At 59.0% G+C, this 25813-nt stretch carries 17 protein-coding genes; all 17 read right to left on the bottom strand.

Translation table 11 applies throughout. The features are described from left to right. Nucleotides 1–6 precede the first annotated feature (6 nt). A complete protein-coding gene (locus tag VG146_17640) occupies nucleotides 7–1557 on the bottom strand; it encodes an efflux transporter outer membrane subunit (protein HEV2394179.1) in 1551 nt (516 codons plus the stop codon). A 613-nt stretch (nucleotides 1558–2170) separates the two neighbouring features. After that, on the bottom strand, nucleotides 2171–5401 hold the full coding sequence (locus tag VG146_17635) for a CusA/CzcA family heavy metal efflux RND transporter (GenBank protein HEV2394178.1): 3231 nt from the start codon (nucleotides 5399–5401) through the stop codon (nucleotides 2171–2173). Between the two features lie 8 nt (nucleotides 5402–5409). Continuing rightward, nucleotides 5410–6639, bottom strand: a complete 1230-nt coding sequence (locus tag VG146_17630) for an efflux RND transporter periplasmic adaptor subunit (GenBank protein HEV2394177.1) — start codon at nucleotides 6637–6639, stop codon at nucleotides 5410–5412. A gap of 256 nt (nucleotides 6640–6895) precedes the next feature. After that, nucleotides 6896–9217, bottom strand: a complete 2322-nt coding sequence (locus VG146_17625; protein HEV2394176.1) for a hypothetical protein — start codon at nucleotides 9215–9217, stop codon at nucleotides 6896–6898. Nucleotides 9218–9227: 10 nt separating this feature from the next. Beyond that, on the bottom strand, nucleotides 9228–11033 hold the full coding sequence (locus VG146_17620) for a sodium:solute symporter (GenBank protein HEV2394175.1): 1806 nt from the start codon (nucleotides 11031–11033) through the stop codon (nucleotides 9228–9230). Nucleotides 11034–11146: 113 nt separating this feature from the next. Further along, complete coding sequence (locus VG146_17615) at nucleotides 11147–12292, bottom strand: aldose epimerase family protein (protein ID HEV2394174.1); 1146 nt, start codon at nucleotides 12290–12292, stop codon at nucleotides 11147–11149. 126 nt (nucleotides 12293–12418) lie between these two features. After that, nucleotides 12419–13159 (bottom strand): L-ribulose-5-phosphate 4-epimerase, encoded by a 741-nt coding sequence (locus VG146_17610; GenBank protein ID HEV2394173.1) that lies wholly within the window; start codon nucleotides 13157–13159, stop codon nucleotides 12419–12421. 7 nt (nucleotides 13160–13166) lie between these two features. Next, the gene (locus tag VG146_17605; GenBank protein ID HEV2394172.1) at nucleotides 13167–14855 is read right to left on the bottom strand and encodes a ribulokinase; all 1689 of its coding nucleotides are present in this window, start codon (nucleotides 14853–14855) and stop codon (nucleotides 13167–13169) included. Nucleotides 14856–15050: 195 nt separating this feature from the next. Then, nucleotides 15051–15932, bottom strand: coding sequence for a hydrogenase nickel incorporation protein HypB (gene hypB / locus VG146_17600; GenBank protein ID HEV2394171.1), 882 nt, complete (start codon nucleotides 15930–15932; stop codon nucleotides 15051–15053). Further along, entirely contained in the window at nucleotides 15932–16273 is a 342-nt protein-coding gene (gene hypA, locus VG146_17595) for a hydrogenase maturation nickel metallochaperone HypA (protein ID HEV2394170.1), read from the bottom strand. The genes hypB and hypA overlap by 1 nt, the downstream gene beginning before the upstream one ends. A gap of 96 nt (nucleotides 16274–16369) precedes the next feature. Beyond that, complete coding sequence (gene glnD / locus VG146_17590; protein HEV2394169.1) at nucleotides 16370–19129, bottom strand: [protein-PII] uridylyltransferase; 2760 nt, start codon at nucleotides 19127–19129, stop codon at nucleotides 16370–16372. A gap of 86 nt (nucleotides 19130–19215) precedes the next feature. Beyond that, nucleotides 19216–19809: a BglII/BstYI family type II restriction endonuclease gene (locus VG146_17585; GenBank protein HEV2394168.1), complete on the bottom strand. Its 594-nt coding sequence runs from the start codon at nucleotides 19807–19809 to the stop codon at nucleotides 19216–19218. Then, entirely contained in the window at nucleotides 19778–20764 is a 987-nt protein-coding gene (locus VG146_17580) for a site-specific DNA-methyltransferase (GenBank protein HEV2394167.1), read from the bottom strand. The genes VG146_17585 and VG146_17580 overlap by 32 nt, the downstream gene beginning before the upstream one ends. Nucleotides 20765–20902: 138 nt before the next feature. Beyond that, nucleotides 20903–21901, bottom strand: a complete 999-nt coding sequence (locus tag VG146_17575; GenBank protein HEV2394166.1) for a hypothetical protein — start codon at nucleotides 21899–21901, stop codon at nucleotides 20903–20905. 380 nt (nucleotides 21902–22281) lie between these two features. Further along, nucleotides 22282–23376 carry a recombinase RecA gene (gene recA / locus VG146_17570; GenBank protein ID HEV2394165.1) on the bottom strand — a complete coding sequence of 365 codons (1095 nt, stop codon included), beginning with the start codon at nucleotides 23374–23376 and terminating at the stop codon, nucleotides 22282–22284. Nucleotides 23377–23788: 412 nt separating this feature from the next. Continuing rightward, nucleotides 23789–24838, bottom strand: a complete 1050-nt coding sequence (locus VG146_17565) for a Gfo/Idh/MocA family oxidoreductase (GenBank protein HEV2394164.1) — start codon at nucleotides 24836–24838, stop codon at nucleotides 23789–23791. Between the two features lies 1 nt (nucleotide 24839). Then, a complete protein-coding gene (locus tag VG146_17560; GenBank protein ID HEV2394163.1) occupies nucleotides 24840–25679 on the bottom strand; it encodes a sugar phosphate isomerase/epimerase family protein in 840 nt (279 codons plus the stop codon). Nucleotides 25680–25813: the final 134 nt, after the last annotated feature.

The raw sequence follows: 25813 nt of genomic DNA, 5'->3' as shown, positions 1-25813 counted from the left end.
GAGTAATTAGTTTTTTGTCAAATCGGCGCGGTTCCACCAGCCCCCTCCGAGGGCTTGGAAGAGCGCTGCGGAATCAGCATAACGATTGGCCTGGGCCTGCACGAGATTAATCACAGCCTGCTCGTAGGCCTGCTGGGCACTGAGCAGGCCGAGGTAATTGGCATAGCCGGTTTGCCATTGGCTTCGGGCCAGATTAAGTGTTGTGCCGGCGGCCTCTTCGGCAGCCGCAGCGGTATTGAGGGCATTGGCATCCTGTTCCAGCGCATTCAGGGTATCGGCTACATTCTGGAAGGCAGTGACCACCGTGCTGCGGTATTGGGCGGCAGCCTGGATAAAAGCGGCGCGGGCAGCCCGTTGTTTGTGCAACAAGGCGCCGCCCTGGAAAAGAGGCTGCGTGACGGCTCCCGCCAAAGTCCAAAAGCCGCTGCCGTTGGCGAATATCTGGCTGGCCTCAAGGGCCATGCTCCCGGCATCGGCTGTCAGCGCGATGTTCGGGAGGCGGTTGGCAGCGGCAATGCCGACCTGCGCGCAGGCGGCGTGCATGTTCTCTTCGGCCTGGCGCACATCCGGTCGCTGGGCCACGAGTTGCGATGGAAGACTCAAAGGCAATTCCTTGGGAAGTTGCAAACTCGAAAGCTCGAATTGCTCAGACGGTCCCTGGCTGGGAAAACTCCCCGAGAGCGCTGCCAGGAGATCGCGTTGTTGGGCCAGTTGCCTGAGCAGCGGAGGCAGGGTGGCGGCCTCCTGCGCCAGTTGCGATTCCTGCGCGGCGACTTCAAACCGGCTGACATACCCCTTTGCAAACTGGTTGCGCAGGATTTGAAGCAGGTTCGTGTTAATCGCCAGAAGCTGGTGCGTTGCGGCAATTTGCGCCCGTAACGAAGCTTCTTGAATGGCCGCAGCCGCTACATTGGCGCTTAAAGTAATGTGCGTCGCCGCCAGGACGAAGCGGGCCTGTTCAGCTTGCGCCTGCAACGACTCGACCGTCCGCCGGTTCAGGCCAAAAACATCCGGCACATAAGACACGCTGAGCTGTGGCGTATAAAGACTGAAATAGAGCGCGCCGGAGTTGGGTATGGAGGACAGTTCCCGGGCCGTTTTCTGGCGGGTGGCCGAGAAGCTTGCTGAGGCGCTGGGATAATAAGCGCCCTTTTGGGCGAGCACAGCTTCGCGGGCGGCTGTCAAAGCCGCCTGGGCAGCCTGGATGCTGGGATTGTTCGTCAGCGACCGCTCGATTAAATCATTGAGCGGTTTCGAGTGAAACAACTCCCACCACTCTCCAGGGATATCGATTCCATTGACAAACCGCTGCGGTTCGCCGCCGGCGACGTTTGTTGTGCCACTGGTTTGCAACAGCGGGCTGGCGGTGTAGGTGCTAACATCGGGAGGAGCCGGTTTCTTGAAGTTCGGCCCCACGGCACAACCGGTCAGGAGCAACGCTCCTAGAACAGCTACAGCGAATCCAGAAATCCCAAACCCCAATAGGGATTGCAGCGCGGCGGAACCGCAACCAAAGGCGGCAAATGGCAGACGGCAAATGGTAGAATTCCGTTTCATGGTCTTCTTTTCATTCCCGTGCCATTGAGGACTGAATTGTTCCTTGCCCAGGATGTGGCTGGCCCACCTACCGTTGCGGCGCCAGGCCCATGATGAGGCGCCAACAGGTTGGGCGATTGGGCTTCGGGTAAAGTGGCCACTGGCCGGGGCGAACTGGTCATTTTATGAAGGGGCGCCCCAAGGCTTGCCGCTTTCAGAGGCAAATCCAAGCGGGGTTGGGGAGGCCTTCCGATATTCGCCGAAAAGCTCTTGTTCTGCGTTTTGCCGGAAAGCGGCTCAACAGGGTGCCCGCCATTTCCAAACAGCCGCTGCGAGAGGGGAAGGGCTGGATGCGGTGTCCGTGCTCTGTTTTCGGGGACAGGGTTTCGAGGGGCGAGAGGGCTCTCATTGGGGGAGTGTCCTGCGGCTTCGGGGGTTTCCGGGATGTTGGAATGGCGCCGGGCTTCAGGTTTGGTCCCAGGAGCTTGAGGAATTGAACCCGGGACGTGGCTGTTTGCCGGCTCAAGGGGCGTGCGCGAAGGCCCCCCGGCAAAAGCTGTTCCGAGGGCGAATGCTCCCAAAACCGTCAGGAAGCGGCGAGGGATTCCAGTTGAATTTGCAAGAGACATTGGAATTATCCCGGCGGCGCTTTGGTTTCGGCTCCAGCATGGGCCCCGCCCAAAACGATCATCTTGAGCGCCGGCACGACGATGAGCAGCATGATGGGCCCGATGAACATGCCCCCCACGATGACCGTGGCCAGAGGGCGTTGGACCTGGCTGCCGATGCCGGTTGAAACCGCCGCCGGGAGCAGGCCGATGCACGCCGAGAGGCTGGTCATCAGTAGCGGGCGCATCCGGGTTGAGGCGGCATGAAACATGGTGTCCATCGCGTTCATGCCGCGAAGTTTTGCCTGGTTGTAGTAAGTCATCAGCAAAATCCCATTCATTACTGAAACGCCAAAGAGCGAGATGAAACCGATGGCAGCCGAGATGCTGAAATTGAGGCCCGAGACGTAGAGGGCCAACGCGCCGCCGGCAATCGCGAAGGTAATCCCGGAGAGGGTCAGCAAACATTCCACAAGGGAATTGAATAGGCTGTAGAGCAGTCCAAAAATCAGCAGCAGGCTCACCGGGACAACCAGTTCGAGCCGTTTTTTGGCCTCCTGAAGGTCTCCGAACTCGCCGGACCATACCATCCGGTAACCGCGCGGGAGCACGACATATTTCGCAATGCGCGCCTGGGCCTCGGCAACGGTGCTGCCCAGGTCGCGCTCGCGCACGCTGAACTTAATCGGGATGAACCGTTGCGTGCTTTCGTGATAAATCCAGGCTGCCCCGGTGTCGAGGCTGATAGTGGCCAACTCGTTCAGAGGGATGTAGGCATTCGCCCCGCTGCCCGCCTGATAAGCCACTTTGATGGCTCGAATTCTTTCAATGCTGTCACGGCAGTCCGGCGGATAGCGCACCGCCACACTAAACTGCCGGTCCCCTTCCAGCACCGTCGTCGCCACCGCCCCACCCAGCGCCGCCTGAATCACCGAGTTCACATCCCCCGAGTTCAGGCCGTAACGGGCGGTTTTGGCGCGGTCCACCTGGATGTTCAGGTTGGGCTGGCCAAGGACCGGAAACACGCCCAGGTCGGCAATCCCTGTGACCTGGCGCAATTGGTCCCTGACCTCGTTGGCTAATTTCGTGAGCGTTTCGAGGTTCGGCCCGATGATCTTGACCGAATTGGCGCCTTTTACGCCCGAGATGGCCTCTTCGATGTTATCCTGGATGTATTGCGAGAAATTGAATGTGACGCCCGGCAACTGCCGCTCGAACTCGGACTGGATTTGCTCGGTCAGTTTTTCCTTTGTCAATCCCGCCGGCCATTGATCGAAGGGCTTCAAGGGCGCGAATAGCTCGACGTTCGAGAAGGGGGAGGCATCGCTGCCGTCATCAGGCCGGCCATGCTGCGACACGACGGTAAGGACTTCGGGATGCTCCTTCAAAATGAGCCGCATTTTTCGCGCCGCCGCCTCGCCATCTTGAAGCGCCAGCGTCATCGGCATCGAGGCCCGAATCCAAAAATTCCCCTCTTCAAGCTGCGGCAGGAACTCGCTGCCAAGGCGCAAGCCAAGGAATGCGGCTATCGCAAGAAAGACGACGCCGAGGGCGACGGTTTTGGCGCGGTTGGCCAGGGTGAAGCGCAGCACCGGGTTGTAGAGCCGGTGCAGCAACCGCACCAGGAGGGTCTCGGTTTCCTTCGCTTCTTTTGGGAGAAAAAATGAGGCGAGGACAGGGGTGACGGTGAAGGTTGAAATCAACGCGCCGGCCAGGGCGTAGGCATAGGTGCGGGCCATCGGCCCGAAGATCTGCCCCTCGATGCCTTGCATGGTGAACAACGGCACAAAGGCGGCCACCGTGATGAGCGCCGAAAAAAGCACCGCCTTATCCACCTGCAATCCGCTAACCAAAATCAGCCGCAGGCGGTCCGTCCAGCCATGCACCGCCGTGTGGTCCACCGGCATCCTGGTCGGGTCCGCCCCCCAAAAGCCCTCCGCAAGCCGTTGAAACAGGCCGTGCTTTTCTCCCGGCGGCCTTTGGAAATTCCGGAAGATATTCTCAACGAAAATGACGGCGAAATCCACGATGATGCCCAGGTCAACGGCGCCCACCGAGAGCAGGTTGGCGCTTTCGCCTTGAATCACCAGCAGGATGATGGCGAAGAACAGCGCAAAGGGAATGTTCGCTGCCACAATGATCGCGCTGCGAAGGTCTCCCAGGAAAATCCATTGGATGAAGAAGATGAGGATGCAGCCGAAAACAAGGTTGTGCAAAACGGTGTGAGTGGTGACGGCAATCAGTGACGACCGATCATAATACGGGACCACTCGCACCCCGGAGGGAAGGCTGCCGTCGCGGTTCATTTTTTCAATCTCCTCCTTGACCTTGGGAATCATATTGGCCGTCTTTTCGGCGCGGCTCATCACCACGATAGCCCCCACGACATCGTCCGCCTGGTCGCGCCCCAAAATCCCCAGCCGCGGCACATAACCGACATAAACTTTTGCCACATCCTTCACCAACAGCGGGACGCTATTGGATTGGCTCAACACCACGTTCTCGATGTCGCTCACATTATAGCCCTTGGTCAGATCGTCGTCCCCGCCATCATTGATCAGGCCGACCCCGCGGATATTGATCGATTGCTGCCCAATCCGAATCTCGCGCCCGCCCACGTTGAGGTTCGCGTTGCCCAGCGCGGTGAGAATTTGGGGGACCGTTACGTTGTAAGTTTCCAGCTTGCGCGGGTCCACTTCAACCTGGAATTCCTTGGTAGGCCCGCCCCAACTGTTCACCGCAACGATGCCGGGGATGGTCAAAAGCCGGCGCCGCACGATCCAGTCCTGCACGGTCCGCAGATTGATCAACCCGAAATGGGGCGGCCCGACCACCTGGTAGCGGAAGATTTCACCGGTCGAGCTGTTTTGTTGAATGGTGGGGACCTGGCCACCAGGCAGCGCGACATTTTGCTGCATCGCGATGGCCGCCTGGGCGTAAGCAAAATGAAAATCGACGCCATACCTGAAAACCACGCGCACAAACGACAACCCATAGAATGAGGTCGAGCGAATCACGTCGATGCCCGGTGTCGTATAGAGCCCAATCTCGATTGGGCGCGTGTAGTAGCGCTCCATCTCCTCGGCCGAAAGGCCGGGCGCCTGCGCCGTGATTTCCAAAATCACCGGCGTTGGGTTTGGGTATGCCTCGATGTTGAGCTTTTTGTAGGCCGAGACCCCCGCGCCGGCAAAGGCCAGCAGCGCGAAAACAACAATCGCCCGGCGGCTCAGGCAAAAGGCTATGATGGTCTTAAGCATTCTGCGGGTTAATCGGTGGGCGGGGCTTCGAGGAGGTTGCTCAGGAAGACCGCGCCGTCTGTGACCGCCAGTTCGCCTTTGTGCAAGCCGTCCAGGACCTCGTACCGGCCATCGCGTTCCAGCCCAATTTTCACGAGCCGTTCCGAAAACCGATGGCGGTCCGTCGTCACCCAGGACGCCATGGTTCCGTCCCCATTGCGAACCACGCCCTCCGCCGGAATGGCCACCGACTCGACCGGCGCCCGCACCTGAATGGTGAAGTTGGCCAGCATGCCAGGACGCAACTCGTCTTTGGGGTCTTTGATCTCGGACCGGACGGTGAAACGATGGGTATTGGGATCGACGATGGGATAGACCTTGGCGATTGTGCCTTTGAACACGCGGTCGGCGTAGGCCAGCACTTTGACCTGGACGGGCTGCCCAACCCGGTAGAGCGGGCTATCGCTCTCGATGACGTTGGCCAGCATCCATTTGGTCCCTAAGTCCGCTACCGAAAACGGCGCCGAACCGGTTCCGGGCTGCACCAGCAGGCCAGGCGGGGCGTTCATAGCGGTCACTTGGCCCGTGATCGGGCTGCGCACCACCAGCGCGCGGTCTATCCGCCGGGACTTTGCAACGAGGTCGATCTCGCTGTCCATTTTCCCAAAAACCCGCAGGGCATCATGCGCGGCCTTGAGAGCGCCCTCGGCAGCCTGCTGGTCCGAGGTCGCCTGTTCCAGTTCTCGCTGTGAAATGCCATTGGTTCCGTAAAGGTCCTTCACTCGCGCCAGTTCTTTACTGGTGAGGTCCAGAGTCGCAGCGGCGGTAATCAGGGCGGACTCCGCTTGAATCAGGTCGGGACTATCGATCGTATAGAGCGGCTGGCCTTTCTCGACCTCGTCGCCCATCGCCACGAACGTCGTCATGAGCTTTCCCTGGTAAGGCGGAAAGACCTGCACCGACCGATTCTCATCGAAATCAATCGTGCCAACCGCCTCCTTGTCCTCTGGAAACAGGTACGTCCCCACCGGCTGAATCTGGATTGCACTCAGTTGGTTTGTGGTCAGCTCGATGCTCGCCTCGCCCTGCGCCGCATTAGTCGTCGAACTGGCGGCCTCTGCCGCAGCCGTGGGGTCCGAATGCCCGCAGCTGCAAAGAAACAGGCAACCGCTTGTCCCGATGGCAGCCAGGGCGGACACACCACACCTGGCAATCCGGTTGGCCCCCGCATAAATAATCCGTTTCTGTACAAATCTCATTTTATATCTCAGCAAATCCGGGTTCGCGCGATGGGCGCCGTCGGACTGAAAGAATACCCGGGCTCAATCTGCGGGATATGAGGGAAGGTCCAATTCTCGGGTCGGGGAATGTATAATTCTCTTGTACGACATTGCCTGACAGCGTGTTTTAATAAAGGAACTGCCGCCATTCGTCCTCTTTCTCCAAAACTCAAAAACTCAAACCGAGGACGAACGACGAAAGAGGAGGACGAGGAGGAGGGGAGAGCCGGTTTGGTCAGGGTTCCTGGGGGCTTCGCGCTCCCAGCAAACGCTGCGTGACATCGGCCGGCAAGTTCAGGGTCCCAAGCCAGGTTTTCGCTGCCGAAGGGTCCGTTTCCAGCCAGCGTTGGGCGATATTTTCGATTTGGGAAAGGCGGGTGTTTGGGTCCGAGATGGTTGCGGCCCACGGGGCGGCCTGTTCCGGGGATGAATTGGAAAGCTGGCTGACATACGCGGCCAGCGCGGCCTCGCGCGAGGTGCCTGGCGGCAGGGTCTGGAGCCATTGTCCGGCTGCGGCCGGGTCGATATTCGCCCATGAGTTCATGACATTGCTCAGGGCCTCTTCGCGCAGATGGCCTTCACCAAAGCTCGCCGCCCAGGTTGCCGCTGCGTCGGGCTCAATCCGTGACCACTGCGACAGGACAGACAACGCGGCCTTTTCCTGCGTCGGACTCGAGAACATACCGGCGACGTAACCTGCAGCGTCTGCAGGCGCGGTTTGCGCCCAACCCTCAATGACTGCGCTCAAGGCATGGTTCCGCGCATCGCCTTCGGGAAGCTGATTTGCCCAGCCCAAAGCCGCGTTTGGGTCCGCCAAGCTCCATTGGCTGGCGATATTGTCGATAAGCCGGTTCTGGGCGTCGCCCGCCGGGAGGCCCTGCGCAAAAGTGGCCGCTCCTGGCGGGTCGGTTTGGACCCATTGATAGCTGAGCCGGCTGAGGGCTTCAGTTTTGGCCTTGCCGTCGGGCAGCGCCTGGACCCAGGCCACGGCCCCGCTGAGGTCCTGCTGGCTCCATCGCTCGGCGACCTGGCTGATGAAATCGGTGCGCAGTTGGCCGGAAGGCAGGCTCAACGCGTAATCCGCAGCCGCTTTGGGGTCGCTATCCGCAAGCGAATAAGAGAGGGTCCGCAAGGCGTCACGCCGGGCCGGGCTGTCCGGGAGCGAGTTCACCCAATCAGTGGCTTGCTGCGCATTAAGCTGGACCCAGCTTTGAGCGATCTGGTTAATCATTTGGTTCTTTGCTTCGCTCGACGGAAGAGTCGCTAACAAACCGGCCATGCCGGACGGATCACTCCAGGCAAGCCGGCCAACCGTGCTGGCGACGATTTGATTTCGTGATGGACCGGGCGGGAGGGCCTGAAGCCAGGTCATCGCGGCTTGTGGATCATTCTCGGCCAATTGCCCGACGAAGTTGGCCAGAAGATCGTTGCGCATCCGGCCCTCAGGCAAGCCCTGTGCGAAGCTCAATGCGGCTTGCGGGTCGGCTTGAATCCATTGATAACCCAAGCTCGAAAAAGCATTCTGTTTGGCCTGGCCTTCGGGCAACTGCTGCACCCAGGCAAGGGCGGCTGTTAAATCCGTGTTGGCCCAGTTCGCGGCCACCGAGGAGATGGCGTTATTGCGCTCCTGCCCCGGGGAAAGGGTGAGCGCTGTGGCTGCGGCAGCTTTGGGGTCCGAGCTGGCCCACTGGGCGATGACCGTCGAGAGCGTGCTGTTCCGGTCGCGCGCTGCGGGCAAGCTATTTGCCCAGGCCAGCGCTGCCTGTGGGTCTTTGTCTGCCCATTGAAAGGCGACCGCCTGCAGGGCTTGCTGGCGTTGTTGACCCGACACCAGTTGAGCCGCCTTTGCCGCCGCCGCAGCGGGATCGCTCTCAGCCCAGGTGCTGAAAATGCCCTGGGCTATCCCCCATCGCTGGTTATTGAGGCCGCAACTTTCCATCAACGCCAAGGCGGCTTGCGGGTCTTTGCGCGCAAGATTACTGCTGACACTGCCGATGGCCTGGTTGCGGAGCTGGCCCGCCGGCAACTGCTGCACCCAGGCGGCGGCTGCCGCGGGGTCTTTCTCAGACCAACCCTGCACCACCGTCAGGACGGCTGCGTTCCGGTTTTGAAAGCCGGCCAATTTTGCGGCGTACTGAATGGCTGAAAGCGGGTCGGTGTCCGCCCAACGTCCCAAGAGCAGGTTGCGGAGCTGAGCCCGTTCATTGACGGGCGCCTCCTGCTCGATTAATGCCAGCACCTGCGGGATAGCTCCGGGGTCCAGTGCCTCGACAAAATGGTCCATCGCGTCGTACCGGCGCGAGTTGGCTGTGCCGAGAGCTGTCTTGAGAGCGGCCTCGATTTCCGCGCGCGATTTGGGTGTTTTTGATTTTTTTGCCGGGCTGTTGCCAACAAATCGGGAATCCATTGGAGTGATCGCGGCATTGGTCGCGCCCGATGGCAGCCCAAAACCTTCGCCTCTGGCTCGGGAGCTGATCACGTGTTGCTCGAATAGGATGCCTGCACTGAAGCCGGTCAGAGCTAAAAGCAAAGACAGGACAGCATTTCGAGCAGTCATGGAAACAGCCTTATCCGCGGAAATAGAGGTATCCGGCTATGATAACTCCCAGAACAATTGCCGAGCCGGCGATGTCACGCCAATCCCAACTGGCCCTGGTTTGTGTGCGGTCCTCATGAGTGGCGGTGCCGAACGCGAGGCTCTTGATAGCCGGATAATCGGGGGCTGCTGTCATATAGCTGACTGCCACCATGACGACTGCGGAAACGATCGTGATCAGAACGCTGAAATACTGGAAATAAGTGTTGTTGATGATCCACAGAAATGAGCCGGGCGTGTAGCCGTTCTCAAAACCCTTTAATCCGAGAGTCACCGGCGTATCGACCAGCATCCGAAACAGGCCGAGACTAAAGCCAACGACCATGGCCCAAAAACAGCCGGCGGCGTTGAGCCGTTTCCAAAAGACGCCGAAGAAAAACACCACAAATATCGGCGGGGCCAAATACCCTTGAACAGCCTGGAGATAATTATAGAGGCTGTGAGCGCCCTGCACGACCGGTATCCAAAGCAGGGCGATGATGACCATGGTTGTGGTGGCGATGCGGCCTGTGCGGACGATTTGATGCTGGCTGGCCGCGGGCCGCCATTTCTGATACAGGTCCACTGTGAAAAGGGTTGAGCAAGCGTTAAAAACGCCTGCCAGCGAGCCCATCAAGGCCGAGAGCAAAGCGGCCACCACTATCCCCCGCAACCCGGCAGGCAGCATGTATTTGACCATCAACGGAAAGGCCACTTGCGCCTGGTCAGAGATGACCTTGCCGTCGGGCCCAATCATGCCGCTTAAGGCGGGCACCTTCCCGCTCTTGGCCAATGCATAGCAAATCAGCCCCGGAATCAAAAAGAGATACACCGGGAAAAGCTTTAGGAATCCGGCGAAGATGCTGCCGCGCCTGGCCACCTGTTCGTTGGGGGCGCCTAATGCGCGCTGGACGATATACTGGTCAGTGCACCAATACCACAGACCGATAATCGGCGCGCAGAAAAGCATGCCCAACCAGGGATAATAATCATTGAAATACCAGGCCATCCGCCCGCTCTCTTTGACCGGCGCCCAGGTCCCCTGCACACCCGGTGGAATTAAGGGCTTCCAAAGGTTGAACATGTCCGAACCGCAAAGGCGGCGCAGTTCGCCCCAGCCGCCCAGTTTAGCCAGCCCGTAAAAGGTTAATAAGGCAGAGCCGCTGATGAGCACAAGAACCTGAACGGCGTCATTGTAAGCCACCGCGCGCATTCCACCCAGGGCGGTGTAGAGGCCAGTCAGTAAAATCACCGCAACCGAGCCAAGCCAAAAGCTGTTGATGTCAATTCCGCCCAGGTGAAGATGGATTTCCGGAAGAAGAGTGGCAAAGACAAGCCCGCCCGCGAAAATCCCGACCGCGATCTTCGACACAATAAAGGTGATGAGTGAGACAATGGAAAGCACGTAACGCGATTGGGTCGAGAATCGCCGTTCAAGAAATTCGGGCATCGTAAAGACAAGGGAACGCGCATAAAAAGGCACGAACACCCACGCCAGGACCAACAGGCACCAGGCATGCAGTTCGTAATGCGCCATCGCCACACCGTCTTTGGCGCCCGAGCCGGCCAGGCCCACAATGTGTTCCGAACCTATGTTCGACGCGAAAATGGATGCCCCAATGATCCACCAACTCAGGTTGCGTCCGGCAAGGAAATAATCAGCCGCAGTGTCTTTGCGCCGCTTGACGACCCACCATGCAACGCAAAGGAGGATGCCGAAGTAAAATGCAATCGCCAGCCAATCCAGGCCGGTTAACGTAGAGGTTGCCGGGTCAACGGTCGCAAGGAGGGAGGGCATAGGAGGATGTGTCGGTTATACATGGGGGCCTGGTATAGACTATAGGGATGGACCCCTCTCCCATTCGGAAGGAGAGAGCGGGAAGTATCGGCAGATTAAAGATGTAGTTCACGTTACGGACTCCCCACAGAGAATTTATAAACAATCAGGTTGTGGTAGGTCTCCCCCGGTCGGAGCACCACGCTGGGGAATTGCGGCTTATTGGCTGAATCCGGGTAATGCTGGGGCTCCATGCAAAATGCATCGCGGAACTGATAGACCCAACCGCCCTTGCCCGTGAGCGTGCCATCGAGGAAGTTGCCCGAGTAAAACTGCAGACCCGGTGACGTCGAGAGCACTTCCATGACCCGTCCGCTGGAAGGCTCATAAACGCGCGCCATGAGGCCAAATTCGCCGAGCGGCTTGTTGATGACCCAGTTATGGTCGTAGCCCTTGCCGAACTTAAGCTGCTCGTCATCCTGGCCGATGCGCGCCCCAATCGCGGTCGGTTGTCGAAAGTCAAAAGGCGTGCCATCAACCGGCTGCAATTCCCCGGTGGGGATCAAGGTCTCATCGACAGGCGTAAACTTATCGGCGGGGATTTGGACGACGTGCTCGAGGATGGTGCCCTTGCCGCCCAGGTTAAAGTAGGAGTGATGTGTCAGGTTCAGAATGGTGTCCCGGTCTGTGGTGGCGGTGTACTCGAGCTTCAATGCATTATCATGAGTCAAGGTATAGGTTGCCTTGACCGTGAGGTCAGCCGGGTAGCCTTCTTCGCCATCATGGCTCAGGTAGGTTAGCTCAAGGCTGGGCCCATCGGGGGTCTCGACCGGTTTGGCCTGCCACATCACTTTGTCGAACCCCTTCACGCCGCCGTGGAGGGAATTAGGATAATTATTGGTAGCCAATGTATATTGCCGGCCATCAAGAGTGAATTGGCCCTTGGCGATTCGGTTGCCATAGCGTCCCACCAGCGCCCCGAAATACGGCGTGTCTTTCAAGTAATCCGCCAGCTTATCATATCCAAGCACCACATCACCCAGCCGCCCGTTCTTATCGGGCATCTTGAGCGAGATTAGCAATCCGCCGTAGTTGCAAATGCGCGCCTCAGCCCCGGTGCCGTTGCGCAGTGTATAGAGGTCCACTGGCGCGCCGTCCTGGGCATGGCCCCAGGGCTGCCGTTGGATGTGGCCTGATGAGCCCGAGCTGGACAACGAATGGCAACCAGCCAGCGCCATTAACGCTGTCGCCGCAATTGCCACCGGAAGAATTCCGACCATAGGATGATTATTTCGCATAAGGATGGTTAGGTTGGTCAACGAGTCAGCATGTTGTTAATGTAGGAGACGTCGTAAGGAGTCTCTGATCGACACCCTCCGGTGATGGTTATGTCCATGCGCGCATGTTTAGGTTGTTTGGGTTTTATTGCCAGAAGGGCCCGGCCTCTCGCTGCGCGCCGTTTGTCCGTAGTAAGCGCCCGGACCATGTTTGCGCAGGAAATGTTTATCAAGCAAGGCCTGGTTCATCGGTTTTGCTGCCGGTAACAGGCGCAAGGTCTCGCCTGCCAATCGTGCCAGGTGCTCGAGAATAGCCGCGTGATGAACAGCGTCGGCCACCGAAGCGCCCCAGGCGAAGGGGCCGTGGCTGGCGACCAGCACCCCGGGACAAGCCAGCGGATCGCGTCCGCCAAAGGTCTCGACGATAACCTTGCCGGTGTTGGCTTCGTAATCAGAGGCGATTTCTGCTGGTGTTAAAAGGCGTGTGCAGGGTATCGCGCCATGAAAGTAATCGGCATGGGTCGTGCCCAGGGCGGGCAGCGCACGGCAGGTTTGCGCCCAGGCCGTGGCATAGAGACTATGCGTATGGACGATGCCGCTGATGCCCGGGAACGCCCGGTAAAGGGCCAGGTGCGTTGCCGTATCCGAGCTGGGCTTCAGTTTGCTATGGACCACCTCGCCTGTTTCCAGGCGGACCAGAACCATATCCTGCGCCTTCATCTGGCCGTAAGGCACCCCTGATGGTTTAATCACCACCAGCCCTTTTTTGCGGTCGATTCCGCTTGCATTGCCCCAGGTATGAATGACCAATCCTTCCCGGACCAGCCGCAGATTGGCTTGATAAACTTCTCTTCGGAGTCGTTCCAGCATGAGGGATTTAAGTTCGCGCGTGGTTGCGGATTTCGATCAACTCCTTCATCACACCGTACAAGGCCCCGTCAGCCTGCTGTGTGCCAAATGCGTCGTGGAGCTTGCGGTAAAGCGCATAGAGCCGCTCATAGACCGCGTGGGCTTGCGGGTTCGGCTCGAACACGCGCGATTTCAAGCCGGTCATCGACTTCTGAGCCTCGGCGTATTTGTCGTAACCTCCACCCGCCTTGCCGGCAACGACTGCCCCGGCTATAGCGGCGCCCAGGGCGCAAGTTTGTCCTGAACGCGATATCTTAATCGGCCGGCCTGTCACGTCGGCGTAGATTTGCATCACCAATGGATTCTTCTCAGCAATCCCGCCGCAATTGACGATTTGCCGGACCTTGACCCCGTATTCCTCGAAACGGTTGATGATGGTCATTGCCCCAAAAGCGGTAGCCTCGATCAGGGCGCGGTAAATCTCGGCGGGCGTGGTGTACAGCGTCTGTCCCAACAGCAGGCCCGTTAGACGCTGATCAACCAGGATTGTCCGGTTGCCGTTGTTCCAATCCAATGCCAGCAGACCCGATTCGCCAGGGGCGGTCCGGCTTGCGGTTTTGCTCAAGGCCTCATGTGTGCCGGCCTTTTTGCCCCCAGGTTGAATGTAATTGGTGAACCAGTTGAAAATATCGCCTACAGCGGATTGGCCTGCTTCCAGCCCATAAAACCCAGGCAGGATGCTGCCCGCAACAATCCCGCAGAGGCCCGGAATGTCCGGCAGCTTTTCTTCAAGGGGCGCTACCATCATGTCGCAGGTGCTGGTGCCGATAATCTTGACGAGCGTTCCCGGTTGGATGCCCGAGCCCACTCCGCCCAGGTGCGCGTCAAACGCGCCGACGGCTACCGGGATACTGGCCGGCAGCCCGGTGCGTTTGGCCCAGTCGGCCGTGAGCCTGCCTGCCGGCCGGTCAACAGCGGATGCCTTGGGGCGCAGCCGCGCGCGCAACTCGCCCAGCTTCGGGTGCAGTTGCGAAAGAAATTCAGCATCCGGGTAGCCGCCCCAATCGTCGCTGAACATGGCTTTGTGCCCGGCGGCGCAAATGCCAATCGCCAGCTTATTGGGAGACTGCGTCCCGGTCAGCATGGCGGGAACCCAATCGGCGCATTCGACCCACAAGTGAGCAGCATCGAAAACTTCCGGGCTTGTCCGCAGGCAATGCAGAATTTTGCTGAAAAACCATTCACTCGAATAGGTGCCGCCGCATTTCGCGAGATACTGCGGACGGATTTTGCGCGCGAGTGCTGTGATGTCTGCCGCCTCGTTGACGCCGGTGTGGTCTTTCCAGAGCCATGCCAGGGCAGCGGGATTCTTGGCAAAACTCCGGTCCAATCCGAGGGCCATCCCATCGCGGTCCACCGGCAAAGGGGTGCTGCCGGTTGTATCGACGCCGATGCCGATAACCTGCTCCGGTTTGAACCCGCGCACCTTGCGTTTTGCCAGTGCCAGGGCTTTGCGAATCGTGAACTCCGCTCCGGTGAGGTAATCGGCCGGATGTTGGCGCGCCAGGTTCGGATCCCGCGAGAGGATTACTCCATCATTGCCATGGGCATAATTCCAGACCGCAGTGGCCACTTCGCGGCCATTGGCGGTGTCCACCAGGACCGTGCGCACGGAGTTGGTGCCGTAATCGAGTCCGATGCTGTAGTTGGCGCCCATAATTTTCGTTCAAGATTCTCAATAATTGGGTTCTGGCTGAGCGCTGTGCGAGGCTAGTCAATCAATGCGGAGCAGCAAGTACTTTCTTCCCCAAGGAGCATCAAAGCGCTTTAGCCCGCCGGTTGCAAGTTGGGCGTCCAACCGGGTCGGGTTCAGGTCCAGAACGTGATGCCGGCACGATTCGCACCGGTACAGTCAGCACGCCAAGGGATGGCAGCTTTTAGTGGCTTGATGCTTTTCGAGCAGGAACTGACGCCAGGGTTCCATGCCTTCCCCGGTTTTGGCGGACAGCTCGAAGATGCGCGCCTTGGGCGCCACCCTGCGGATATTGGCCAATGCCCCGGCGCGATCATAACCGCAGGCCTGCGCCAGGTCGCTCTTGCTGATGATGACCGCATCCGCCGCTTGGAAAATAGGCGGATATTTCAGCGGCTTGTCCTCCCCTTCGGTGACCGAGAGCAGGACGACCCGAAGGTCCTCGCCTAAATCGTAGGAGGCGGGACAAACCAAATTGCCGACATTCTCGATGAAAAGCAGCTCGAGATGGTCTAGAGGAAGTTGCTGAACAGCCCGTGCCACCATCTCGGAATCCAGATGGCACACGGTGCCAGTGGTAATTTGCACAACCGGCGCCCCCGCGCCGCGCAACCGCCGGGCGTCATTATCGGTTGCCAGGTCGCCTACAACCAACCCCGCCTTGAGTTTCCCCCCCATCGACCGAAGGGTCTCCTGCAGGAAGGTCGTCTTGCCGGAACCCGGCGAGGAAAGGATGTTCAGAACGAGCACACCGCGAGCGTGAAAGAATCCTCGGTTGCGCTCGGCCAGGCGATCGTTTTTTTCCAGGATAGCCTGGCGCACCTCGACGACGCGCCGCTCTTGGGCGAGGGGTTGATGGTCCACGCTGCCGTGGGAATGAGCATGCCGGTGGGTGTGTGAATGCGAATGGTCATGTTCCTCACCGTGATGATGTCCCGGTCCATGCTCATGCTCGTGGTCATGCTCATGCTCATGTCCGTGAACGGCGCTAACACCTGCCGGGTTCTCGCCCGGCAATCCACATCCGCAATCTCTACACATTATTCAATCTCCATTGAGGCTACTTCCAACTCGCGTCCAGCGCGCAATTCTCCACTGAGCTGGTGGCAGGAAGGGCATTCGGCCAGCATGTCGTCGGCTTGGAATTCACGTGAGCACGTCGAGCACCAAAACCGCGCGGGGATATGGTCGATGGCCAACTCGGCCCCTTCGGCGGGGGTGCCCGGGGCCAGGGCCTCGAAGGCAAATTGCAAGGCGTCCGGCACTACACCGCTGAGCGCTCCGATGCGCAGGCGGATCAGATGCACCCGGCTGGCCCCGGCCTCGGCCGCTTGCACCAGAGCCACACTCAACGCGCTTTGCATGATCGATAATTCGTGCATCGTTACAAAGGGCTGCGCAGACTTGCCCTTCCAGCGCCCTTTCCGACTCATCCAACTTAGGGCGCAACAGGGGCCCTGACAAACGATTTGTTTTCGCTACAACTTTTCCAAGACCCGAATCGCCTGCCGGAGCTGGCTCTCGATGGTTCGCTGTCGGGCCGGGTCCATTACCTTGCCGCCGGCCAACTCGCGGACGTAAAAGATATCGATGGCGGCTCCCTTCTCGGTGTTGATCTTGGCTGCCGAGATGTCCAGCTCCAGAGCGGTCAGGGCCTGCGAGATAGTGTACAGCAGCCCAATCCGGTCTTCGTTCTCGATTTCAATGACGGTCCGGGTGTCGGAAGACTCGTTATCAAAGGCTATTCGGGTTGGGATGCGCTCCCCGGTATAGGCCTGGTAGGCCGGCCGGGTCACCTTCTGGCGCGCAATGAGCGCGTGAAAATCAATCTCCTCGCCTGTCAGCGCCTTGTCGATGAGCGATTCGAACAAGTCCCGCTGGTCCACCCCGGCCAGGTTGCCCGACCTGGGATCATTGACGAAGAAGGTGTCCAGCACGACTCCATCAGAGCGGGTGAAAATCTGTGCGCTCAGAATGTTCAACCCGGCCGCGCTCAGCGACCCGGCGATCTTCCTGAACAATCCCGCCCGGTCCCACGTGCACACCTTCACCGCGTTGCACGCGCGGTCCGGGTAATTATGCCAGTTGACCGCAGGTGAGAGCGGGCTCTCCTCGTCGGAGACCTGGAGACGCATGAACCGGTGCGCCAGGACCAGGTCATCGAGGATTTCCCGCGCGGAGTGGACCTGGAAATAACGCTGGGGCAGCGTGCCAAAATGAGCGTGCAACTCTTCGTCAGTGAGCTGGTCCGGCATCTGCCGGCGGACTTCATTCATGAGCAGCTCGCGCTGCTTCTCGCCTGCCCGCATGAACTCGGTAGCCCCGGTGAGCAGCCGGAGCGCTTTATGATGCAGGTTCCACAGCAACGAATCCTTGAACCCGTTCCAGAGTTTGTCGCTGGTGGCCAGCGAATCGACGAAGGTGTGCAGGGTGAGCATAGCCAGATTCTCCGGGCCCTGCACCTGGCCGGCAAAGCGGCGAATGACGGCTTCATCGTCCAGGTCGCGCCGCTGGGAAGTGCTGGCCATCAAAAGATGGTTCTCGATGAGCAGCGTCAGATTCTGCGTCGAGGCGGCATCCAGCGCCAGCCGTTTGGCCACCCGCTGCGCCAATTGGGCGCTCACCGCCGCATGATTGCCGTGCCCCTCCGGCTTGCCCACATCGTGCAGAAGCAGGCCAAGATAAAGCAAAAAGGGCCGTTCCAGCTTCTGGAACAGCGGGGCGTAGGCATCCTGCGGGGGCGCCTTGGCTTCCCAGATGCGGTCGAGCTGCTCGATGCACATCAGCGTGTGCTCGTCGGCGGTATATTGATGATAGAACTCGTGCTGGACCAGGCAGGTCAACTTGCCGAACTCGGGGATGTACTTGCCCAACAAATCGCATTCGTGCATGGCGCGCAGAACCCGGGCGACGTTGCCGCGCTGGCTCAGAATCATCAGGAACGACTCGCGCACATGCTCGTCCGAGAGAAACGAGCGATCGACCAGCCCGATGTCGTTGCGCACCAATTGCGCAAGATCCGGGTCCAGGTTCAGCCCGCGTTGTTGCGCATATATAAAAACCCGCATCATCCGCCGGGGTTGCTCGCGGAAGACGCGCGGGGCGGCGGCGCGAATCTCGCCATCGACGAATTTGAAGCCATCGACCTGCTCGACGGGAGGGGTTTTGCCCTTGGGCAAAAAGGAGCGCAGTGAAAGGCGCTTGGGGCGGGGCAACAGAGCCATGCGCTGTTCGAGCGTGCGCGTGATGAGAAAGATATTCCTCGAGTGGGTATAAACGGCGCGCATAAACTGCTCGATGCGCTTGCTGGGCGAGCGCTCGCGGTAGCCGAGGTTATGGGCAATCGCCGGCTGGAGGCTCTTGCTCAATACATCCATCGCCCGGTTGGCATGGTAATGCATCTCGGTGCGCACCCGCAGGAGAAAATCATAAGCCGCTTCGAGTTGTTTGCGCTCGCTCTCGGTGATGAACTGGTGCCCCTGCAAATCCTTCAACGAACGGGTGCGATACTTGAACAACGCCATCCAGAGCAGGTTCTGGTAATCCCGCAGGCCGCCGCAACCATTTTTAAGGTTCGGTTCCTGCATGCAGGCCGAATTGCCGAACTTGGCCCGCCGGGCGGCCTGGTCCTCGAGCCGCATCGCAATGTATTCCTCCTCGCAGCCCTCGACGCACTTGGAACGAATCGTCTTTTCAAATTTCTTGAACATCGCCTCATCCCCGCTGATCAGCCGCGCCTCAATCAGCGAGGTCTTGGATTGCATGTCCGTATTGGCCACTTTCACCGACTCCTCGATTGTTCGGACCGAGTGCCCCACCTTCAGCCCGAGGTCCCACAACGGGTAGAGCAAGCCGTCGATGACCTTGGACAAATGCGGCAACGGACGGCTCCCGGCAATCTGGCGCTCGTGCAGGAACATGAAATCGATGTCGCTGTGCGGGTTCAACTCCGCCCGCCCGTAACCACCTATGGCAATCAGCGCCATCGGCGGAAACTCCTTCTGCCCCTGCTCGGACAGGCTGGCCCTGGCCCCCTCCCACAAATGGCGCAGCAACAAATCCAGCATCGTCGCGCGCGCCCGGCATGTCTCCAACCCTCCCCCGCCCGCCCGGTGTTGCATCCTGAGCCGGTGTCCTTCGAGTTTGAGAAAGGCCTTGTAGCGCGCCAGTTCCTGGGTCGGCAGGCGGCCCGGGGGCAACGGCAGCCGCGCCGCGGCGTCTGCCTCAATTTTTTTCACCAGTTCATGCACTCGATAAACCAGTGTGAGAGCAAACCCGCCTCAACGCAAGCCAGCCCGGGACGCAGTAGCGGTGCACTTTCGATTTACGCATTTCCCGGTGGACAATAAACATCGTCGATCCCGAGGATTAGAACAGGCACGTCAATATTCGCCACTCCGCGCCTTTCAAGGTCCCATACAAACTGCTCAAAATAACTGACGCCGCTACTCATTCCCTCGGCCAAACCTTTAACGGGAACTATTTCAATGCCGGTGTCAATGTGCCCCAGGTTGCGAAAGATCGTCATCTTGGCAGCAACGTTGTAAACCATGAAAGCATATTTCCCTAATTGGATTTCAACCCCGAGCTTTCGTTTAATAAAGTCCATCTCTCGGAATGCGCCCTTGCGAAGCTTTTTGGGAACATATCCCTCTGCATAATACTCCGTCGCGTATTCGCATTTAACGCGAACTGTGCTCCACCCCTTCGGAAGCAACTGCTTTTTGAATTGTTTATTGAGAGCCACTGGGGAGTAAAGCATATCCCCCGGCATTGTCTTTTCGTTGCTCTTCTTGGTTTTGCAATCCAGAGCATTAACTTTGCTTATGGAGTCCGTAATTTCCTGCAGGAGATCCGGATACGCCTCCTTGACCGCGCGTTCGCCGTTATTGAACGAATAGCTGGCCGCAAGAATCATTGGCGTTTTGGGTTTCTTTCTTCCATTCCGTTGGAACCTGGCTGACTTTCTCACGTCCGGTCGGCTGGTGAACTGGCTTGCCGAGTTGACGGTAAGGCAGCTCACCGGAAAAAAGTTTGCCCATCCTGGCCTTGGCTTCGCGGATATATTCCAAGTCTTTGTCGATCCCGAAAGCTTTCCGGCTGTGCCGCACGGCCGCGAGTAATGCGCTTCCGACGCCGGAAAATGGGTCCAGAACCCAATCGCCTTCATTTGTGCAGGCCAGGACGCAGCGCTCCACCAACTCAATGGGAAATTGGCATGGATGAATTGTTTTTTCCGGGTGGTTGGCTTTTACGTTGGGGATTGTCCAAAGGCCGCTTTCCCACTCGTGCGCCATTAATCTCCAAACATCGCTTGGGTTTTTGCCAAGAGGATTACCTGAGAATTTCCCGTAGTTTGGCCCGGGTTTATAGTGTGTTTTGCCAGGATATTTCGACGGCACCCTGACAGCATCCAGGTTGAAAGTATAATCCTGTCCTTTGGTGAACCACAGTAGGGTTTCATACCTGCCACTGAACCTTAAAGAGCAGTGCAAGCCGTGCTCGAAATGCCACACGATCCGATTGCGGAGTCGTAATCCAAGCTTTTTAAAAATTGGGTAAAAGTAGATGTCGAGGGGGAAAACTTCGCTGCGCTCTACGTAATTCCCAACCTGCCAGCATAACGAACCCCCGTCCGCAAGGACTCTGGCGAGTTGATCCAGCACCGGTTTTAACCCCTCCAGGTAACCATCCAACTTGGTCTGAACCTCATACTCTTTTCCGATGTTGTAAGGAGGCGAAGAGATAATAAGTTTCGCAAAACCGGACGGCATGGCTTGAAGTGTCTTTGCTGAATCCCCACAGACCAGCACGATCTTGGAATCCGCTTTAAGCGTGTCGTCAATTCGTTCCTGTTGTCCGAACAATCCCATGGCAAAATGCGTGTTTAGTCAATCAAACCAACAACTTCTTCCAATGTCAAGACGTGATCTGAAACACCCCCTCCCAGGGCATTTTGAAAATGTACCGCTGCCCGGCCCGCACGCGTTTCACCGCCGGCCTCCCGTCTTTTATTCGTGGTGTCTGCCGCCAAAGGGCACGTCTATCGAACCGCCGACCCAGAATGCGCGGTCGGCGTTGTTGCCGGCGAAAATCGTTAGCGACTGGAACCCGTAGCGGATATGACGCTTGGAAGTCGTGTAACTAAAACCGGCCTCAATGGACTCGCTGATCTCGCGCGGGTCACGCGGATAGACCAGGCTGGTTGGCACACCCGAGGTGAACGAGATGTCCGAACCCGAGATGGTTTGCAAGTGACGATAGCCGGCATCCAATTCCCAGCCTTTGATCTGCTGAAACAGACCTATCACGGCAATGTACTGATCGTTGGCCGTTGTGCGGTTCCAGCGGTACAGCAGGTCCGTGTATGCCCCCAGGCCCGGCCAGCCAAAATGCTTCCGTGCCAAAATCTCCGGCTCGATGGCCGCCGAGCGCAAACCGGGTGCAAACGGAAAATTCTCGTTGTAAGAGCCCGGCAAGACGGCCCCTGCGCGCAAGGTAAGGGTCGGCACCCAGGGAGAATCGCTTTTGGCTTCGTTGAAGGCCTGGTAGCGGACGCCGAAATCGAAGTCCATAAGCCCGGTAGCCGATTGGACCTTGCCATTATCGAAGTAACGCCACCCGACGGTGGTGCCCCCGATGTTGACATCGGCTGCCCACCGTTCGGTTATCCCGTACTGCAGCGCCAAAAAACCCTGGTTGATGTCGATTCCGTACTTCTCTCCGTCAGCGGAATGATAAGTGATGTCTTGAGAAGCGCCATGAACGAAAATGTGATAGGCCTCCGACTCCTCATAGACCAGCCCGCCAATGAATTGTCCCGGCTCGGGCACATCAGCCAGTTGCGCAAATGGCCGGTGCGGCACATCCTCGGAGCCGAAAACGGCGGTGGCCGATATGGCAACAACGGCCATGCCCAAGGCCAGGCATCCAGGGCATAGGGCGGTTGCTCCGCTTCGAGGCGGTTTTAAACTCGTTGGCTTTAGAGTAGCTTTTCCGGTATTGCGCATAAAAGGTCCTTAACAATGTACAACCAGCAGCAGAAACCCACCGCGCCTTGGATGATGGCTACTCTAATGGCCCCAATTGCCACAGTTGTCAAACTCTTCCGAAACCGCCGGCTGCCAATAGAGCGCATCTTGACACTGCCACCGGGAACTTGTTGTAGCCGCAGCGGAACGCCGGCTTTAGCCGGCAGGGGTGGTGAATTACGCACTGCTGCCGGCTGAAGCCGGCGTTCCGGTGGCAGTGTCAAGATGCCCTCCTGCCAATAAACTCGGTACAAGCGCTTGCGGCGGTGCCGCCAGTTGGCCTGACTGGCAGTCTTCCCCCTCTCCTCCCGTGGAGGAGAGGGCCGGGGAGAGGAGGCCCTTTACCTTGCCCCCGCAGCTCAGGCGGCAGCGGCCACGCTTTGGGAGTTGCGTTTGGCCATGATTGCCTCGACGATCTTTTGCGCTAACTCGGGTTTTTCCGCCAGGGTTTTTTGGGCTGCTTCTTTGCCTTGCCCAATCAACTCGCCATCAAACTGGAGCCACGCCCCCTTCTTATCCACGGCGCCCACGTCGATGCCGACATCCAGCAGGCTGCCTTCCTTATTGATTCCATGATTGTAAATGATATCAAACTCGGCCTCGGCAAAGGGCGGGGCGACTTTGTTTTTGACGATCTTGACCTTGACATGGTTGCCAATGGCATTGCCCGCGGCGTCTTTGATGGTGTCCTTGCGCCGGATATCAATGCGGACGCTGGCATAGAACTTGAGCGCCTTTCCCCCGGGGGTCGTCTCGGGGTTGCCAAACATCACGCCTACTTTCTCGCGCATTTGGTTGGTAAAAACGCAAGTGGTCTTGGCGCGGGCAAGAACCGCCGTCAATTTACGGAGGGCCTGGCTCATGAGGCGGGCCTGCATGCCCATCGTCGCCATGCCCATCTCACCTTCCAACTCCGCCTTGGGCACCAGGGCCGCGACGGAGTCAATTACAATCACGTCCAGGGCGTTGGAGCGCGCCAGGGTTTCGCAAATGGACAGGGCCTCCTCGCCGCTGTCGGGCTGCGAGACGAGCAAATCTTCAAGATCGACCCCAAGGCGTTTGGCATAGCCGGGGTCCAGGGCGTGTTCGGCATCGATGAAGGCCGCCAGGCCGCCCGCCTTTTGGGCATTGGCAATGACATGGAGCATCAGGGTGGTTTTGCCGGAGGATTCCGGGCCGAAAATCTCGACTACCCGCCCGCGCGGGATACCGCCCACGCCAAGGGCCAGGTCCACCGCCAGGGCGCCCGTGGGGATGACCTCGATTTGTTTGAGCGCCCGGGCGTCGCCCAGGCGCATGATGCTGCCCTCGCCGTAGGCCTTGGTAATGCTGGAAATGGCGGCATCCAGATCGCGCTGACGCGCTGCCGAGACCTTTGCGGCCTCAGCGGCCTTGCCATCTATGACCTTATCAGCGGCTTTCTCGGCGGGTTTTTCCAAAGTTTTTACAGCCATAGCTCAGGGTGTTCGAAGTTCTTGATTACAAGCAACAGCTCATTTTCGGAAACGCGGCACGCTTGTCAAATCAATCATCAATTTGCAATCAGCGCCACCGCAGGGCCAGTGGCAGTCTTCCCCCTCTCCTCCATTGGAGGAGAGGGCCGGGGAGAGGAGGCCCCTTTCCTGCCCCCGCGCTCAGGCAGTTTTACTGTGCCGCCGTCTGCCAAAACAATTCGCGTGCCAAAAAGCAAATCCCTTTCAATTTCAATATCTCTCCTCTCATAATCTTTGCGCGCCTCCGTGCCTTCATCTCACCCGCCTTCATCTCACCCGTTCAGCGTACAAAACAATCTCGCTGCGATCTCAAAAAAAATTCGTGTTAATTCGTGAAATTAGTGTCTCGCTCCGCGCGGCCTGAGGGCGCCCCTCATTTTGCCAGCAGCACCGCCTGCCCTGACCGCACCGACTTCTCCTCGGCCTCGCAGATTTCCAGCGCCACAAGCCCGTCGCGCGCGGTCACCACCGTTGGCCTCTGGCGTTTTTGGGCGCACTCCAGGACGTAGCGAATCTCCTCGGCGTAACCATCCGGTCCGTCGTTGAGCACCACTCTCGATGGCCGGCCAGGTTCGGTTACCTGCATCGCCTGGGGGCCGCGGGCCAAATCGAAATCCAGCGTCGCCCCTTGGCAATGGAGCGTGTAAGCCATGTGAAAGCCTTGGGTTAACAACCAGGTCCCTTCCGCATAGACCGTCGGCCCGCCCGGATAGACGTACTGGGTGACGACATGGTTGATCGGCCCGCCGTCCTTGCTTTGGCCGGTGGAGAACACAGCCTCTGGGCGGCCAAAGAGGTAATGAACAAAATCGGTGTCATGGATATGCATGTCGTAAAGAGCGCCGCCGAGGTCGCCGCCGGCAGAGTAAGTGCCTTGCTTGCTCCAGGCCGGCATCTCGGACATCCGGCGAAACCGGGCGGCTAGCACGGGGCCGTAGGTCTTTTGCTCGACCACCTCCTTAAGCCAGCTCCAGCCGGGCCAAAAGCGCATGCACATCGCCGGCATCAGAAAGCCGGGCGCTGTTTCCAGCGCATTCAGAACGTCTCGCGCCAATGCCGACGTGCGGGCCAGGGGCTTCTCGCATAGCACATTCTTGCCCGCTCTCAACGCGGCGACGGCTTGCTGGGGATGCAGCGGGGTGGGCGTGCACAGATCGACCAGCGCCACCTCCGGCTCGGCGAGGACCTCTTCAAGCTGGCGGAACACTTTGACCTCGGGGCCCAGGTTGATGTCAGCCGTTTTTTTGACGTTCCCGGCCACCCCTTGCAGGATGCCATTGACCGGCAGGCGCGCGGCGTCACACACGGCCACCACGTTGGCCGCAGGGTTGTCCAGGTAGGCCCGCAGATGCGTCACCCCCATGAAGCCGAGCCCAACCACCGCCACGTTTATTTTCTCTGATGAAGGTTCTTCGGATTTCATTTCAACGGAGTTGCTTTTCGATCAGTTCCCGGGCGCGCACGATGTCAGCGAGCCTCTGGCCGCCGGCCTCGCGCTCGATAACGAAGGGGCCGCTGTAATTCAATCCCTTGAGGATCTCGAAGAACCTTGGCCAATCCACTTCACCCGAACCCGCCGGGACCTCCTGGCCCCACGTGCCGGGGGTTTTGGTCCGGAGCGCGTCTTTAATGTGGACCTGGCGCACCCAGGGCCCCAGGAGGCGGAAGGCCTCTACGGGGTTGCCTTTGTCGTAGAGGATCATGTTGGCCGGATCGAAATTGATGCCGGCGTTCCGGCGGTCCAGTTCAAGCAGGAGTCGCGCCAGATCCCGCGCCGTTTCCTGGCCGGTCTCGAGAGCCACGTCGATACCGGCGGCGCCGAAGGCATCAGCCGTCTCGCCCAGGCGCCGCAGCATCTTGGCAAAGACAGGGTCGGCTTTGTCGTGGGGCAGGAAGCCGGCGTGGAAGGTGACCAGTTTCAACCCCAGTTTTTCGGACAATGCGACGGTCTCGATGATGTTCTTTAAGTTCTGGGGCCAGGTGGCGTCCGGGGCCAGGCCGCCGGTGGCGCGGATGGATTCCAGCGTGCTGTAGTCTTCCCCAACGCAGCCGAACATGCCGGAGATGATGGAAATCTGATTGTGCTCAAAGACCTGCTGGGTTTGGCCCCAAACAGCCGGTTTCTGCCGCAACGGATCCAACGCAAGCTGGACCCGCCGCACGCCCGCAGCGCGCAATTTGAGGGCCAATTCCTCCGGGCTGGCTGGTTGGAGGGACCAACTGCATACCGCCACGCGGCCTGAGACGGGTTTCGGGATGTTCATGTTAAAGAGACGGAGTCATTTTTTATTGGAAGGGCCGTGCGACGGACTACCCATGCGCCGCAACCGTAACCTGCCGGGCATTCTCCCTCTCCCCTTTCGAGGGGAGAGGGCCGGGGAGAGGGGTCCCTCTGTGA

The sequence above is a fragment of the Verrucomicrobiia bacterium genome (assembly GCA_035946615.1).
In the GTDB taxonomy this organism is placed as follows: domain Bacteria; phylum Verrucomicrobiota; class Verrucomicrobiia; order Limisphaerales; family UBA8199; genus DASYZB01.
Note: the sequence above shows the minus strand (reverse complement) of the source record. Positions and strands in the feature narration are given on the sequence as shown.